The 15,991-nt window shown below is 34.6% G+C and carries 17 protein-coding genes; 10 read left to right on the top strand and 7 right to left on the bottom strand.

Translation table 11 applies throughout. The features are described 5' to 3' along the window. Nucleotides 1-6: 6 nt before the first annotated feature. The 5 genes from AC3HD6_RS09160 to AC3HD6_RS09140 all read right to left on the bottom strand — a co-directional run bounded on the left by AC3HD6_RS09160 (nucleotide 7) and on the right by AC3HD6_RS09140 (nucleotide 4,273). Nucleotides 7-675 (bottom strand): porin family protein, encoded by a 669-nt coding sequence (locus tag AC3HD6_RS09160; protein ID WP_488896061.1) that lies wholly within the window; start codon nucleotides 673-675, stop codon nucleotides 7-9. Nucleotides 676-757: 82 nt separating this feature from the next. Then, a complete protein-coding gene (locus tag AC3HD6_RS09155; RefSeq protein ID WP_488896060.1) occupies nucleotides 758-1,429 on the bottom strand; it encodes an outer membrane beta-barrel protein in 672 nt (223 codons plus the stop codon). Nucleotides 1,430-1,883: 454 nt separating this feature from the next. Beyond that, the gene (locus tag AC3HD6_RS09150) at nucleotides 1,884-2,381 is read right to left on the bottom strand and encodes a hypothetical protein (RefSeq protein WP_488896059.1); all 498 of its coding nucleotides are present in this window, start codon (nucleotides 2,379-2,381) and stop codon (nucleotides 1,884-1,886) included. Nucleotides 2,382-2,520: 139 nt separating this feature from the next. Next, nucleotides 2,521-3,198 (bottom strand): porin family protein, encoded by a 678-nt coding sequence (locus AC3HD6_RS09145; protein WP_488896058.1) that lies wholly within the window; start codon nucleotides 3,196-3,198, stop codon nucleotides 2,521-2,523. A gap of 115 nt (nucleotides 3,199-3,313) precedes the next feature. Then, nucleotides 3,314-4,273 carry a PhoH family protein gene (locus tag AC3HD6_RS09140; RefSeq protein WP_488896057.1) on the bottom strand — a complete coding sequence of 320 codons (960 nt, stop codon included), beginning with the start codon at nucleotides 4,271-4,273 and terminating at the stop codon, nucleotides 3,314-3,316. A 132-nt stretch (nucleotides 4,274-4,405) separates the two neighbouring features. Here AC3HD6_RS09140 and AC3HD6_RS09135 point away from each other — a divergent pair, with 132 nt between their 5' ends. The 5 genes from AC3HD6_RS09135 (at nucleotide 4,406) to AC3HD6_RS09115 (ending at nucleotide 10,316) form a co-directional block, all read left to right on the top strand. Next, a complete protein-coding gene (locus AC3HD6_RS09135) occupies nucleotides 4,406-5,233 on the top strand; it encodes an SAM hydrolase/SAM-dependent halogenase family protein (protein WP_488896435.1) in 828 nt (275 codons plus the stop codon). A 63-nt stretch (nucleotides 5,234-5,296) separates the two neighbouring features. Next, nucleotides 5,297-6,598: a dihydrolipoamide acetyltransferase family protein gene (locus AC3HD6_RS09130; protein ID WP_488896056.1), complete on the top strand. Its 1,302-nt coding sequence runs from the start codon at nucleotides 5,297-5,299 to the stop codon at nucleotides 6,596-6,598. 159 nt (nucleotides 6,599-6,757) lie between these two features. Next, nucleotides 6,758-8,188 carry a serine hydrolase gene (locus tag AC3HD6_RS09125; protein WP_488896055.1) on the top strand — a complete coding sequence of 477 codons (1,431 nt, stop codon included), beginning with the start codon at nucleotides 6,758-6,760 and terminating at the stop codon, nucleotides 8,186-8,188. A 108-nt stretch (nucleotides 8,189-8,296) separates the two neighbouring features. Continuing rightward, entirely contained in the window at nucleotides 8,297-8,923 is a 627-nt protein-coding gene (locus AC3HD6_RS09120; protein WP_488896054.1) for a hypothetical protein, read from the top strand. A gap of 43 nt (nucleotides 8,924-8,966) precedes the next feature. Next, on the top strand, nucleotides 8,967-10,316 hold the full coding sequence (locus AC3HD6_RS09115; RefSeq protein WP_488896053.1) for a chloride channel protein: 1,350 nt from the start codon (nucleotides 8,967-8,969) through the stop codon (nucleotides 10,314-10,316). 24 nt (nucleotides 10,317-10,340) lie between these two features. Here AC3HD6_RS09115 and AC3HD6_RS09110 read toward each other — a convergent pair whose 3' ends face one another. Continuing rightward, nucleotides 10,341-10,943 carry a hypothetical protein gene (locus AC3HD6_RS09110; RefSeq protein ID WP_488896052.1) on the bottom strand — a complete coding sequence of 201 codons (603 nt, stop codon included), beginning with the start codon at nucleotides 10,941-10,943 and terminating at the stop codon, nucleotides 10,341-10,343. A 153-nt stretch (nucleotides 10,944-11,096) separates the two neighbouring features. On the opposite strand from AC3HD6_RS09110, the gene rpsF reads away from it, so the two are divergent. The 3 genes from rpsF to rplI all read left to right on the top strand — a co-directional run bounded on the left by rpsF (nucleotide 11,097) and on the right by rplI (nucleotide 12,390). After that, nucleotides 11,097-11,438: a 30S ribosomal protein S6 gene (gene rpsF / locus AC3HD6_RS09105; RefSeq protein WP_315032349.1), complete on the top strand. Its 342-nt coding sequence runs from the start codon at nucleotides 11,097-11,099 to the stop codon at nucleotides 11,436-11,438. Between the two features lie 33 nt (nucleotides 11,439-11,471). Next, the gene (rpsR, locus tag AC3HD6_RS09100; RefSeq protein ID WP_034706728.1) at nucleotides 11,472-11,774 is read left to right on the top strand and encodes a 30S ribosomal protein S18; all 303 of its coding nucleotides are present in this window, start codon (nucleotides 11,472-11,474) and stop codon (nucleotides 11,772-11,774) included. A gap of 112 nt (nucleotides 11,775-11,886) precedes the next feature. After that, a complete protein-coding gene (gene rplI, locus AC3HD6_RS09095; RefSeq protein WP_068945117.1) occupies nucleotides 11,887-12,390 on the top strand; it encodes a 50S ribosomal protein L9 in 504 nt (167 codons plus the stop codon). A 174-nt stretch (nucleotides 12,391-12,564) separates the two neighbouring features. Here the strand turns inward: rplI and AC3HD6_RS09090 are convergent, their stop codons facing one another. After that, nucleotides 12,565-13,368 (bottom strand): helix-turn-helix domain-containing protein, encoded by an 804-nt coding sequence (locus AC3HD6_RS09090; RefSeq protein WP_488896051.1) that lies wholly within the window; start codon nucleotides 13,366-13,368, stop codon nucleotides 12,565-12,567. A 214-nt stretch (nucleotides 13,369-13,582) separates the two neighbouring features. Here AC3HD6_RS09090 and AC3HD6_RS09085 point away from each other — a divergent pair, with 214 nt between their 5' ends. Beyond that, nucleotides 13,583-14,839, top strand: coding sequence for a TolC family protein (locus tag AC3HD6_RS09085; RefSeq protein ID WP_488896050.1), 1,257 nt, complete (start codon nucleotides 13,583-13,585; stop codon nucleotides 14,837-14,839). A 5-nt stretch (nucleotides 14,840-14,844) separates the two neighbouring features. Then, nucleotides 14,845-15,891 (top strand): HlyD family secretion protein, encoded by a 1,047-nt coding sequence (locus tag AC3HD6_RS09080; RefSeq protein ID WP_488896049.1) that lies wholly within the window; start codon nucleotides 14,845-14,847, stop codon nucleotides 15,889-15,891. Nucleotides 15,892-15,991 lie beyond the last annotated feature (100 nt).

Here is a 15,991-nt window from a genome sequence, read left to right as displayed (position 1 = left end):
ATGGAGTTATTTAAACTTATATCCAACCCCAAGCTGGAAGAAATTCATCTTTACTTTCTCGTCACCGACAGGATTCTTAACCATATTGGTCAACCCAAAACTATAACGTGCATCTACAAATAAACCTTTGTATACGGTATAATCAGCTCCGAAAAACAATCCGAAATCAGTAGACTTCATGTTGTCATTAAACTGTTTTTCTACAATTTGTTCTCCTTCTCTAACAGCGGCTGGATTCACAGAAGCACCAACAGGCAGACCTGTTACATCAAACTTCACATTAGTATCTGTTTTGAAACTTACATATGGGCCAGCATAAATACCTAATTCAGGCGTCGCGTAATATCTTGCAGAGACAGGAATTACAATTCTATTAAGGTTTATTTTTTCAGTTACTTTAATCCCGTATGGTAAAGCAACCTCTGCTTTTCCGCCTAAGTTGGCATACTCTACTTCTCCCTGAATCGCAAATTTACTATTGAACTTATGCTCTACCAAAGCTCCAACATAAAATCCAGACTTTGATTTCATCGTTCCTTTAGCTCCATCAAGCTCAATGCTGTTTTCATTAAAGTTTAATTTAGATAAAGCGTATCCTCCTTTTACACCAAATGTTGTCTGTGCATTAAGCCCTGCAAATAAAGCAATTGCAGATGCTAATAAGATTTTTTTCATGATTATTATATATTTAAATAGTAGTAAGATAAAAAGCCCTAAGATAATAATCCTAGGGCTCTATTATTATATGCTTTGTTTATTATTTTGCAAATACATATTTAACTCCGAAAGTTACAGAAGATAAATTCAATCCGAATTTATAATCGTTTACTCTCTTAGCTCCATCAACATCTTGCTTGTAAGTGTTGTATCCGAATTCACCGATAGTAGCTTCGATAGACCAGTTCTTGTTTAAGAAATAATCTAAACCTGGCTTAACGTTAACTCCGATAGAAGTAAAGTTAGTCTTATCAGATACAGATGAAGTAGATACAGTTGTTCCAGCTGGTGTAGTAGTTGTAGTGGTAACAGTACCTTCAGATTTGTTTTGTCCGAAAGCCATAGGAACTTCTAATTGACCGAAAATGTATAATTTTTCACCAATAGTCCAATACTTTCTTACAAAAGGAGCTACAACGAATGCAGATTCAGTATCTTTACCTTCAGTAACCATTAAAGGGTTAGTACCTGTAGTTTTAGTTACTTTTTCGTTATCATTTCTATAACCTACGCCTAAACCTACAGCTAAGTTAGTGTTTACGAAATAACCAACAGTTGGAAGAACTTTAAAGCTCTCTACTTTTTTATCTGTATTGTTATTTTCGTTTTGAGAATAACCTACTTGTCCTGAAACATATGTAGTACCTTTAGCAATCTGAGCATTTGATAAACCAAAAAGTGCAACAGCACCCGCTAATAATATTTTTTTCATTTTAAAAAATTTTAATACTTTCTGGAGGCAAATTTACAGTCGTCTCCACTAATATTAAAATTTGTTAATGTGATTAATATCATTGTTAAAATTTAACGGTTTGTAAAAATAAATCATATAAAAGGGAGCTTTTTAGGTTTTTCACAATATTATGAATAAAAAAACAACAATTCCTCAACCAGAGCCTAATATGTTTAATTTTTAAAATTTTCGAATTTTAATAAAATGATGATAATTTGGCTAAACACCTCAAAATAACCCCTGTTAAAATGTTAATTTTTAAGGAATTAAGTCTTGAAAATTAAACAATTGTTTATAATTTGGGATTAATTTTACTATCTCAATATGATGCAATAGAGCTAGATAGCTAAAGTTTTATCATATCTACAGTAGATATGATACAATGAGAAACTCCGGCCAAAGGCCGGAGTTTCTATTTTATTTCAATATATTCTTATTTAATAAAGAAGTTGTATCCTAAATTAACAGCACCCACGTTCCAGTCTTCTCTGTACCAACCGTGATCACGTCTGTTGCTGATAGACTGATATCCTATGTACAATTCTCCTTTAGACATCTGGTATCCAAATTTAGGTTGTGCATAGAAACCACCATTTACACCATCTTTAGTAGAAATTCCGTACCCTAAGTCTAATCCTACGAAGATAGGAGCTCCTTTAAATTTATATTTACCAGCAACCGCTACAGGGATAAATCCGAAATCATCAAAGTGATCTTTTCCGAAGAAATGAGAATATCCTGTTGCTACCCCAAGGTCAAATCCTTTAGCAATATTCCACATATAAGCTCCATCAACTCCTAGTGTAAATGAAGATACATTGCTCGCATCAGATACAGGAACACCAATGTGTCCACCTAATTTTAAACCTTCCTGCGCCTGAGCAGCCCCTCCTAAAAGTGCAAAAGCACCTACTAATAATAGCTTTTTCATTTTTTTAAGTTTAAATTTTACGCCCCAAAAATACTAATTATTTTCATCACAGAATATATTTATATAAATGATGTTTATGAAAACAAAAAACAGGACAAAAATTGTCCTGTTTTTTTTATTTTTATAAGAATCTTTAAGATTAGTTTCCTCCAAATTTGAAACCTACACCTACTTGGATAAAGCTGTTTTTCAAAGTTCCGTTTTCTCCATCCTCCTTTTTAGCAAGGTTAGAAACTCCTAAGTTATATCTCGCATCAAAAAACAATCCGTTCTCAAGCGTATATTCAGCACCAACAAAAGGAGCTAAGTTCAGTTTATTCATGTGATCCTTCACATCTGTAGTAGTAGTTTCTGATTCAGAAAATGATTCTCCTAAAGCTGACCCTGATAATTCTAATGTTGATTTCACTTTTGCAGAAAAAATAACACCTACGTTAAGACCTACTCCGAAAGCTAAATTCTCAGTAGCATAATATTTAGCACTGATAGGAATTTGTACAGTTCCCAGTTTCCAGTCTGTTTTTTCAGTACCTGTTACATTTACACCCGCTTCAGTAAAAGCAACAGCTTCTTCCTGCTTACCTCCGATTGGAGAGTATAAAACCTCACCCTGTACGGCAAATTTATCGTTAAACTTATATTCTGCCATTGCCCCAGCATAGAAAGTAGATTTTGAATCAAATTTGTAGGTAGTTCCTTCGCCAGTTGCCTTAAGCATTGATAAAGAGTAACCTGCTTTAGGTCCAAATTTAAATTCCTGTGCGTTTGCATTAATTCCCAATACAGCTACAGCTGCAATAAGTAAAAATTTTTTCATTGTTAATTAGTTATACATTTAAGGACTGCAAAACTAATTATTTTTTTCAAATTAACAAATTTTAAGAGAAAAAATAAGGTTAACAAAAGGTTAATGGAAATTTATCTACATAGAATTAATCATTTCTCAGTCGCTTTTCTTCATCATTGTAAGCAAGAATAATCTTCCTTACCACCGGATGTCTTACCACATCTTCCTCTGTAAGGTATACAAAACCTATTTCCTTCACTCCATTCAAAATCCTCATTGCTTCTTTCAATCCGGATTGCTGGTTCTTTGGAAGGTCAATCTGACTTGGATCACCTGTAATGATAAATTTAGCATTCATTCCCATTCTTGTCAGGAACATCTTCATCTGAGCATGGGTAGTATTCTGTGCCTCATCAAGAATTACAAAAGCATCATCAAGGGTACGCCCTCTCATGAAAGCTAACGGCGCTACCTCGATAACTTTCTTTTCCATGAAGCCTTCCAGCTTCTCATGAGGAATCATATCACGAAGTGCATCGTATAAAGGTTGTAAATAAGGATCTAATTTTTCTTTAAGATCTCCCGGAAGGAATCCAAGGCTCTCCCCTGCTTCCACAGCTGGTCTGGTAAGAATAATTCTTTTTACTTCCTTATCCTTCAAGGCTCTTGCCGCCAATGCTACACTGGTATAAGTTTTTCCGGTTCCGGCAGGTCCAATCGCAAAAACCATATCTTTTTTCTCTGTTTCTTTTACCAGTTTTTTAAGATTGGTTGTCTTTGCTTTGATTACCTTCCCGTTTACTCCTTTTACAATGATGTCCTGATCAAAAATGAGCTGCTTTTCATTTTCATCTTTAATATTCAGGATATTTTCGACGTCTTTAAGGCCGATTGAGTTGTTTTTTGAGATAAATTTTACAATATCATCCAGTTTTTGCTTCAATATGTCCAAAGCTTCCTGATTTCCCATTGCAAAAATATAATGGTCTCTTCCAGTAATTTTAATGGTCGGAAAGCTTGATTTTATTAAGTTGAAATATTGGTTATTAACTCCATAGAAGATTTTCGCATCGATTTCTTCCAGATCATAGGTCAATTCAAACATGCAGTATTTTTATTTTTAGATTTTAAAATTAAAGCTTTTTTTCAATTTATATCAAATTCTTTTCAACAATCTTTCGGGCTTTCCTTTTATTTTAAATAACTTTGCATGACTACACTATTCTATAAATTGCTCATGTCAATTATTACCCTTACTTCGGATTTCGGAAATTTAGATTACAGAGTCGCCGCTGTGAAGGGCAAGATTCTGTCTCTAAACCCTGAGGTTAATATTATTGATATAACCCACGATATCCAGGCATTCAACCTTATACAAACTTCTTATATTGTAAGAAACGCTTATAAATATTTTCCGAAAGGTAGTATTCACATCCTTTCTGTAGACAGTTTTTACCATAAATCCAGAAAAAATATCCTTTACAAAGCTGATGGTTCTTACTTTCTGGCCGCAGACAATGGTCTTTTAAGCCTTATCTTTTTTGACATTAAGCCGGAAGCCATTTATGAGATCACACTGAACAACCGTTTTGATGATGTTATCAATTTCACTTCTACAGATATTTTTGTTCCGGCAGCGGTACATCTTGCTAATGGCGGCCTTCCTGAAGTAATTGGCAGAAAAATAGATACTGCCAAGCAGCTGATGTTCCCAAGAGCGGTTTATAATGAGTCTGAAGGAATGATTATTGGTGAAGTTACCTATATTGATAATTTCGGAAATATAATCTCAAATATCAATCAGGATTTCTTTGAAAATATCAGCAAAGGGTACAAAGGATTTACCATAAAATTCAGAAACCTGAGTCTATCCAGGATATTTTCCAGCCATACTGAAGTAGTTTCAGACTGGGAAAGGGAGACAGAATTCCACGGGCAGTCGGCGGCTATCTTCAATGATAGTCAGTTATTGGAGCTTACTATTTATAAAGGCAGTAAGAAAAACGGAGCTAAAAGCCTGTTTGGATTGAATGTAGGAGAAAATATCTATATTGAATTCATGTAAAATTATATATTTCATAAAAAAACCGATTTTTTTTATATATTTGTCAAAATCTAAAAATCAAAAATGGCAGAATACAAATTATTGCTTCCTTCCATGGGAGAAGGTGTTATGGAAGCGACAATTATCACTTGGTTATTCAATGAAGGTGATAACGTAAAAGAGGATGACTCTGTAGTAGAAATTGCAACAGATAAAGTAGATTCAGACGTTCCGACACCAGTTTCGGGAAAAATCGTAAAAATTTTAAAGCAAAAAGATGAAGTTGCAAAAGTAGGTGAGGCCATTGCTATTTTAGAAATTGAAGGAGAAGGTTCTGCTTCTGAGGAAGTAACCACTGAAACACCGGCAGCTACTCCGGACACTGAAACTTTAAAAACTATTGAGCAGCCTTTACAAACTGTGGCTGCATCCAATGTAGAATTCTCAGGAGATCTTTATTTATCTCCACTTGTAAAATCAATTGCACAACAGGAAAATATTTCTGAAACTGAACTGAAATCTATCAAAGGAAGCGGTTTAGAAGGAAGAATTACCAAAGAAGATATTTTAGCTTACGTTGCCAACAGAGGAAACCAACCTGCTCAACAGGCTGCTCCGGTTCAACAAACAGCTCCAGCTCCAGTTTCAGCACCAGCTGCAACGATTACTGCTGCTGCAGGTGACGAGATCATTCCAATGGACAGAATGAGAAAAATCATCGCAGAAAACATGGTGAAAGCAAAACAAATTGCTCCACACGTTACTTCATTCATTGAAACAGACGTTACCAACGTTGTAAAATGGAGAGCTAAACATAAAGCAACCTTCGAAAAACGTGAAGGAGAAAAGCTTACTTTCATGCCTATTTTCGTGAAAGCTGTAGTAAAAGCAATCCAGGATTTCCCAATGATCAATGTTTCTGTAAACGGTGAGAACATCATCAAAAAGAAAAATATCAACATCGGTATGGCTACCGCTTTACCAGACGGAAACCTTATCGTTCCTGTTATCAAAAATGCTGATCAGTTATCTCTTTCAGGTCTTGCCAAAGCGATCAATGACTTAGCTTACAGAGCAAGAAACAAGAAATTAAGACCAGAAGATACTCAAGGAGCAACATATACAATTTCTAACGTAGGAAGCTTTGGAAACCTTATGGGAACTCCAATCATTCCTCAGCCACAGGTTGCGATCCTTGCTATTGGAGCCATCGTTAAGAAGCCTGCAGTTCTAGAAACGGCTGATGGTGATGTAATTGCTATCAGAAACTTAATGTTTATGTCTCACTCTTATGACCACAGAGTTGTAGACGGATCTTTAGGCGGAATGATGCTTAAACATGTTCACGACTATCTTGAAAACTGGGATCTGAACACGGAAATATAAGTAATGAGTAATTAGCAATAAGTAATTTTCTTAACGCTGATTATGCAATAAATATAAAACCTTCGATTTTTATCGGAGGTTTTTTTGTGTACATCTTTGAATTAGGGAGTAATATAACCGGAGTTTGAATTGTCTTTTATAAAACAAAACAAGTTCCCTATGAAACAGTTCCTATTGATCACATTGGCTTTAAGTATTTCCATAGTGGCCTACCCTCAGAAAACTGATCAATCAGCATTAATTGATCAGTATGTGAAAGAAGCGATTAAAATCAATCAGATTCCAGGTTTAGCTCTTGGGATTATAAAAGATGACCGGATTATTTTTCAAAAGTATTATGGTACAGAAACGCTGGAAAGTGGTAAAAGGGTAGATTCAAATTCCATGTTCAGAATATATTCTACCTCAAAATTGATGACAAATGTTGGTGTTTTTCAACTGGTTGAAAAAGGCCAATTATCTTTAGAAGATCCTATCTCCAAATATCTTAAGAACTTGCCTGAACAATGGCAGGATATTAAAGTAAAAAACCTGATCACACACTCTTCAGGACTTCCTAACCTTATTGCTTTTAATGATATTTTAGCTGATGATTCTAACACCAAAGTTATTGAACGGCTGGCTAAGGAAAAAATGGATTTTAAAACGGGAAATGAATTCAGATATAATCAAACGAACTATTTCCTTCTCACCATGATTATTGAACAAATCACAGGACAATCTTTTGAAAACTTCATCCTGAACAAGCAGTTTTCAGATTCTAAAAACCAGGTTATTTTTTCTTCAAACGCTCTCGAAAAGATTCCGAACCGTGTGGTAAAATACAATTACAATCCGGAAAAAAAACAATATGAAAAATCTACGGATGTTAGCGGAACAAGAGCTCACTCTGCCAACGGAGTAGCCATTACGCTTCCTGCATTTTTGAAATGGAGCATTCATCTTAGTAAAAATGATCTGTTATCTCAACAAACAAAAGAAATGATGTGGCAACCCTTTGAGTTTGATAATAAAAAAGATGTTTTTGCTTATGGATGGGACATTACCAAAGTGAACAATATAAATTCTTATAATTTTTCCGGTGGAAATGTAAGTGCTTATAAGATTTATCCAAAGAACAATATGGCAATCATCATGATGTCTAATGGATACAGCCTATTTCCTGTTCAGTATCGGATCATCAACCATATTGCTTCTATGATTGATAAAAGTCTAACAGATGACTATTTACTTGCAGAAGAAACCATCATCTCTGAATTTGCTAAAAAAGATAACCCTGGCGCTGAAAAAATCTATTATTCCATCAAAGCAAAAAATCCAAAATGGAATTTTGAAAATACCCTGAATGACATAGGCTATATCTTATTGAGGAATTCAAGAATGGATGAAGCTATCAAAGTTTTTACGATCAATGTTAAAGATAATCCTCAGTCGGCAAATGCTTTTGACAGTTTGGGAGAAGGTTATTTCTATGCGAAAAATTATGCTTTGGCCTTAGAAAATTATAAAAAATCATTAGCATTAAATCCGGAAAACACCAATGCTGAAAAAATGATTCAGAAGATCGAAGATCTAACGGAAAAGAAATGATATATTGTTTTTTTACAATATTGTTTACTATAAAACCTTCATATCTTATTGAAGGTTTTTTGTTGGATTTTTTCATTAATAATTTTATCTTTAAACAAAGTATTATCGATGGAATTAGACTTTAGAAAACTGTATGTCACCCAATTATTTGATTTTTCAAAAGAAGACGAAAAATTAATATTTAAGATTCATGATCAGTTAGCAGAAAACTTTACGGTATCTGTTGTAGAGATTGAAGATTCTCTATATCCTCAGTTTAAATCGAGTGACATTAATTTTTTACAAGAGCCCAAACTTTGCTATCATATTACAGACAACAGTGGAACCAATAATTTTTACCTTCTCTTTGTAAATACGATAGGAACAACTGCTAAAGGAACTCGTACGACTGATGAATATGATACATTGGAAGTTTGGGGCCTGAAGAAAATGAATGAAGATTTCGGTTTTATTTCTATTAATAGGAAAAAAATTGCGGATAAAATTGCGGCCATATTCAACCGCTTCAATATTAATTTCAAAGAAAGCAGAGACTTTAAAGATTTTTATGTTTTAGGAAGTGATTCGTATAAAACCATAGCATTTTTAACTCCTCTTCGAAAAGAAGCTATAAAGTCTATTACCGATGAGGATTTTAAGCTCGAAGTCAAAAATAATATCGTAGGTTTAGCAGTTCCAAAGGCGTTAAGTGTAGAAAATGCTTTACTCATTTCAAAATTTTTAGAAGAAATATAAGTTTCAGTTTTTTTACCGTAATTTCATCCCTCAAAACCAACAAATGCTGAAAATCCTCATCCTTATTCGTAAATCCATAAAGAAATCGTTTGACAACATCCGGAATGAGCAGCTTAAGAATAATCTTTTGCAAGCTATTCCCTTTTGGATCGGATCTGTGATTACCGGTTTTTTTGCAGTATTATATGCACAAATATTCGCATGGGGTGAAAACCTTATGAATTTCATATTCAACTGGCACGCATGGCTGATTTTCATTATTGCTCCGATTGGTTTTGTGCTTTCCTGGTGGTTGGTAAAGGAGTTTGCACCCAATGCTAAAGGAAGTGGTATTCCTCAGGTGATGGCAGCTGTAGAACTCGCTAATCCGAAAGAACATAAAAAGATCAGAAGTCTTTTAAGTCTTAAAATTATTATTTTCAAAATCATTTCTTCTGTAGTTTTAGTCATTGGCGGCGGGGCTGTAGGCCGTGAAGGCCCTACTATTCAGATTGCAGGGTCTGTTTTCAGAAAAGTAAACGAATATCTTCCCGACTGGTGGCCTAAAATTTCTAAAAAGAATATGATTATGACAGGAGCTGCAGCAGGTCTCGCAGCAGCTTTCAACACTCCTCTCGGCGGAATTGTATTTGCAGTAGAAGAATTATCAAAAACCCATATCAACTATTTTAAAACAGCTTTATTTACCGCTGTTATTATTGCGGGTCTTACTGCACAGACTTTGGCAGGATCTTATTTATATTTGGGATATCCGAAGACAAATGACGTTTCTCTGATGGTGATGTTTCCCATTGTGCTTGTTGCTGCTACAGCTGGAATCCTTGCAAGCCAGCTTTCGGTAATTATGCTTAAGATCAATAGCTGGAAAAAGAAAAAACTGAAAACAAATAAAGCGAATGTAATTTTCCTGGTTATTTGTGCTTTAATCATTGCTTCTATAGCTTATTTCATCAATCGTGAAATTTTAGGATCAGGAAAGGAGATTATGGAACGGGTGCTTTTCACGAAGGATAAGCATGAAGACTGGTATGTTCCTATTTTAAGAATGCTAGGCCCTGCTCTGTCTTTTACGTCAGGAGGTGCCGGTGGTATTTTCGCGCCTGCTCTATCTGCCGGGGCAAGTATTGGATCTGTTATTTCCGGGATTATCCATTTAACGCCTAATGAAACCAATGTCGTTGTTCTGGGCGGAATGGTTGCTTTTCTTACCGGAATTACCCGTGCTCCGTTTACATCAGCCATCATTGTACTAGAAATGACAGATAGACATTCATTGATTTTTCATCTGATGCTTGCCGGTATGGTTTCATCTATTGCTTCCATCTTAGTGAGCAGACATTCTTTGTATGATGTATTAAAAGTTAATTTTTTAACGGAGATTAGAAAAGAATAAATTTATCCATAAAAAAAGACCTATTTACAGGTCTTTTTTTAGCATGATATTTAAGTCTTTAAAGGCTTCGGATAATTCTTCAGCAACTCCGTAATTAATAACTCTAATCACCAACTTATCCAGTTTTTCACTTGATCTTTTCACTTTATAGGTGACGATATTTAAAAATGCATCCCCATTTTTTCTTTTTGATACTTTATGAAAGTCCACTACATTACTCAGATTCCACCAATCTCCTTCGTAATAAAGCTTTCCATTTTTATCCACTGAATTTATTCTGATATTATTTCCATCAAATTCAGCAGCAAGTCTCAGCATTCCGTTATCACGATCCGCTCCAAATTCTCTGATTTTATCGACAATAAAGGTTTTCACTTCATCAACATTATGATATTTACCCAGAAGATCCTCCTTCCCGTTAGCATAAATGATTTTGTAAATTTCTGATTTGTTTAATGAATGGCTGGGTCCATCCAGATAATCTAATTCTTTGTAAGTAATATTTGACGCCCCAACTTCGATAATCTTAGCCTCAAAAGAGGTTCCGTTCTTCTTGGAAATTTTATCCTGTGAATAACAGATAATTCCCATCAACAATAATGGCAGTGTGTAAAATTTGGTTTTCATGCAATAAAAAATTCGTGTAGCAAAAGTACAAAAACACTATCAACATTCAAATTCCTACCATGAATACTCCATTATTTCATAAATACTCTTGCATATTAAAAATATAATTTCTAATTTTGCACCTCGAAATAATTAACAAATTCATTTAACATTATGAACAATTACGAAACTGTTTTCATTTTAACTCCCGTTCTATCTGAGGCACAGGTAGAGGAAGCAGTGAACAAGTATGTAGATCTTATCAAAGAAAAGAACTGCGAAATCGTTGCTAAAGAAAACTGGGGATTAAAAAAATTAGCTTACCCAATCCAATTGAAAAAGAATGGGTTCTATACTTTAATCGAATTTAAAGGAGAAGGTTCTGTAGTAGCTGACTTAGAATTAGCATTCAAACGTGACGAGAGAGTTATCCGTTACCTTACTACAAAACTTGACAAGCATGCTATTGAGTACGCTGTAACAAGAAGAGCTAAAGTAAAAGCAGCTAAAGCTTAATTAATTAACCCTATTTTTTAAAAAAGACAAGACATGGCAATAGATGAAATGGCTAAACAAGCCTCAGCTGGAGGAGAATCAGAAGTAAAATTCCTTACTCCGCTTGATATCAATACAAAATCTGAAAAGAAATATTGTAGATTCAAAAAATACGGAATTAAGCACGTTGATTACAAAGATGCTGACTTCTTATTACAATTTGTAAACGAGCAAGGTAAAATCTTACCAAGAAGATACACTGGAACTTCTTTAAAATACCAAAGAAAAGTTTCTGCTGCTATCAAAAGAGCAAGACACCTTTCTTTACTACCTTACGTAGCTGACTTATTAAAATAAGACAAAAAATAAATAAAAGAAGAGAGCAATCTCTTCTTTTGTTGCTGAATACATCATTAATTCTAACTTGATTTTAGATTATAAAACTAAAATCTTAAAAAGGACAACAACAATGGAAATTATCCTAAAAAAAGACGTAGAAAACTTAGGACTTGAGTTTGATACAGTAAACGTAAAGCCTGGTTATGCTAGAAACTTCTTAATTCCTCAAGGAATTGCTCTTTTAGCTACCCCTAAAAACAAAGCTGCTTTAGAAGCTACATTAGAGGCTAGAAAAGAAGAAGAAGCTAAATTAATCGCTGCTGCTAACGCTGTAGTTGAGCAATTGAAGAAAACTTCTATCACTATTCCTGCAAAAGTAGGTACTGGTGATAAGTTATTCGGTTCTATCAACAATGCTGATCTATCTGCTGCTTTAGAAAAAGCTGGTGTTTCTGTAGAGAAAAAATATATCAAAATTCCTGGTAACACGATCAAGAGAACTGGTAAATTTGCTGCTCTTATCAGACTTCACAGAAATGTTGAGTACAACTACGAATTCGACATCGTTTCTGATGCTCCAGTTGTAGCTGCTCCTGCTGCTAAGAAGGAAGAGGCTAAATCTGAAGAAGCTTAATAAGCGACTGAGAATTTCTCACCATACAAAGACCACTTCAATTATTTGAAGTGGTTTTTTTGTGCAGTAAGATTGGGAGAACAAAGAGCCAAGAATCAAGATATATGTGATTCAGCGTACTCAATTCATTCTATCATTCTCTTATCCTAAAAACTCTCAAACATTCTCACCCAACTACCTATTTCCTCTTAATTTCTGCTGATATTCTGTAGGTGCTACTCCAATTACCTTTTTAAAGATATTGCTGAAAGAAGACAGGCTATTGTAACCCACCATCATCGCAATCTCGTACATATTATACTTTCCTTCCAGCATTAATTCTAAAGAACGGGTAATTCTTAAGGCTCTCAGAAAACGAACGTAATTCATACCCAAAATTTCTTTAAACTTTCTGGAAAGCGTTCTGGTGCTCATTCCGAATTCCTTGGCTGTAGATTCAATCGTTAGAGGCTTCTCGAGATTAGCATGAATATATCTAGCAATCTTCAGTAAGGTTTCATCTTTGGGAAATGGATGCTGTATCGGAAATGCCAGATGCTTGTGTTTTTTTTCTTGTAAAACACCTTTAAGAGCTTTAAGGAAATAATATTTTGAACTATCTTTTTTTGTGATTTTCCCATTCCATTCTTTGGTATATAAAATCATTTCCCGAAGCAATTCATTCACAGAATAAATATTAATTTCATCAAAGAAGCCATTTTCACCTTCTTCTTTTTTAATATAAAAATTATATAAATCTACTTTGGGACTTGTAGAAAAAAGATAATGGGGTGTTCCGGCTGGGATCCACATGAAACATCTCGCCGGCAGGTACCAATGTTTCAGATCTGTAAAAACATGCACAATTCCGCCTTCTGCATATACTAACTGTGCAGAGCTATGATAATGAATCTCTGTTGTTATATTTCCGGTAAGAACATGATACACATAAAATTCAGCATCATCCTCTTCTACGGCTTTAAAATGGCTATCATTCATCCCCTAAAGATAGGAAGAATTTTCATATTGGCGTAAATGAGCAAATATTTTTCTGGTTTCACAAATCATGTCTACATAGCATCATCGTAAATTTGCAGTATCAAAATCTTTTTAGCAAAAATCCTTTAATTAATTTATGAATATGATATTTAACGCATGCCGATATCAGTGCATAGCGTTGTGCTTATTATTGAGCAACCTTTTACACTCACAAATGATAGATTACCAACATCTTGGGCTTCAACAGGCTATAGAAATTGGGTTAAAAAATAACAAGAATATCCAGATTAGTCATTTAAAACGTGAAATGTCTGTCACTAAGGAGAGAGACCTTAAAATGGAAAAACTTCTGGATGTTGAATTTCATACCAGCTACAACCAGGTTACCAATCTTTTCCAGTATCAGGATGGTGTATTTAATAAACCAACAAAATATGATGCGATCAATGGAATGTATGACTTTACCTTATCTGCTTCTATCCCTGTTTATATGGGTGGAAAAATAAAAAATACAGAGAAAAAGGCAGCGATTGATACTGAAGTTTCAGCCTTAAGAACCCATCTGGACGAAAGACAGCTTACCATGGAAGTCATTACCGCTTTTCTGCAAATTCATCACTTAAAAGAACAGCAGTCCCTTATTAATGATAAAATGAAAGAGGATTCTGTGAATATTAAACAGGTAAAAGCTTTAAAAGCTAATGGTGTAGTTACGGTAAACGAAGTGTTGAGAACTTCACTACAACTTTCTAATCACAAAATGAGCTGGACAGAACTGGATAATGACATACAGATTGCTGAGCATAAACTGAAAACCATCCTTTCTCTTCCTGAACAACAAGAAATGCATGTAAACACAGAGGATCTGATTTCCGACAAAGCAGCCATCCCCTATATTGATGAGTTAACTGAAACTGCTTTACATAAGAATGAATCAGTTGGAATTACTCATAAAAACCTTTCTTTAAGAGAGCTGGATCAGAAAATTACTAAAGCCAATTATCTCCCAAAAATAACAGCGGGCGGAGAATATTTTCTGAAATATCCCAATATGATGTTTTTTCCTCCTGAGCCTTATGCCTATCGTTTAGGAATGATTGGACTGAATCTTACCTATCCTATCGAAAATCTGTACAAAAATAAATATAAAATGCAGGAAGCAAGAGAGAATATAGACCTTGCCAAACTTCAGATTGAGGAAAACGAAGAAAAGATAAGACATAATGTATATGAAGCCTACAAAAAGTTTGAAGAAACTGATCAAAAGGTGAAAATTGCTGAAGAAGCCATTGACCAAGCTAAGGAAAACTACCGTATTGTAAGAACAAAATATGCGAATAAACTAAGCCTTATCACTGAACTGATTGATGCAGATAATACCTATCTGGAAGCTGAATCTAACCTTATTTCCGTAAAAATTAACCGACAACTAAAATACTATCAACTCCAATATACGATTGGAAACTTATAAAAACTATGGCACAGAAACAACTGACACAAAAGGAAAAAAGAATCAACAAAACCATTACTTTATTAGCATGGATCCTTATCATAAGCGGAGTTACAGGCATGGTGAGCTTCTATCTTTTTTCGAGGAAAAATGTGACAACCAATGATGCACAGATCGAACAATATATCACTCCTGTTTCCAGCAAGGTTTCAGGGTTCATCAAAACCATAAAGTTTAACGAAAACCAGTTTGTACACAAGGGAGACACCCTCATTGTCATTGATAACAGGGAATTTGTGAATCAGGTACATATGGCTGAAGCGAATCTTAATACGACTACTGAGAATATCACTACAATTGAAAGTTCAGTACACACCAAATCAAGTGATACGAAAATCATTGATGCTAAAATTGCTTCTGCAAGAATTGATATCTGGAGAACGGAACAGGATTACAAAAGGTATAAAAACCTGTTGGCTGAAGATGCCGCCACAGAACAGGATTTTGAAAACGTAAAAGCCTCTTATGAACAATCAAAAGCTAATCTTTTAGCTCTGGAACAGCAGAAAAATGCAGTTAGAGCAGGCGCAAGTGAACAACAGACAAAAGTAGCTCCGGCAAAGAGCCAGATTCAGCAAAGTTCAGCCAATCTGAATAATGCAAAATTATTCCTTTCATACACTGTAATTAAAGCCCCTTATGACGGCTGGGTAGGAAAAAAGACGATCCAGGAAGGACAACTGATTAAGGAAGGACAAGCATTGGTACAAATCGTAAGCAAAGAAAAATGGATTATTGCCAATTATAAGGAAACTCAACTCGGGCAGATCGATCAAACCAAGGAAGTCATTATTACTGCAGACGCTTATCCAGATGTTGAATTTAGAGGGAAAATTCTTTCTGTTTCTCCAGCATCAGGCTCTCAATTTTCTTTGATAAAACCAGATAATGCTACAGGAAACTTTGTAAAAATAGAACAGAGATTTCCAGTAAAAATTATATTAGATCATAACAAAGACAATGAAAAACTGCTTTCCGGAATGAATGTTCTGGTGAGTGCAAAGAAGATTTAGGTTTGAGAGTATTAGAGTATTAGAGTATTAGAGTATTAGAGTATAAAAATATTGGTTTTATAATCATTTTCAAATTAGCTCATTTTCAAATTTTCAAATT

The sequence above is a fragment of the Chryseobacterium sp. II3a genome, from assembly GCF_057815135.1.
Note: the sequence above shows the minus strand (reverse complement) of the source record. Positions and strands in the feature narration are given on the sequence as shown.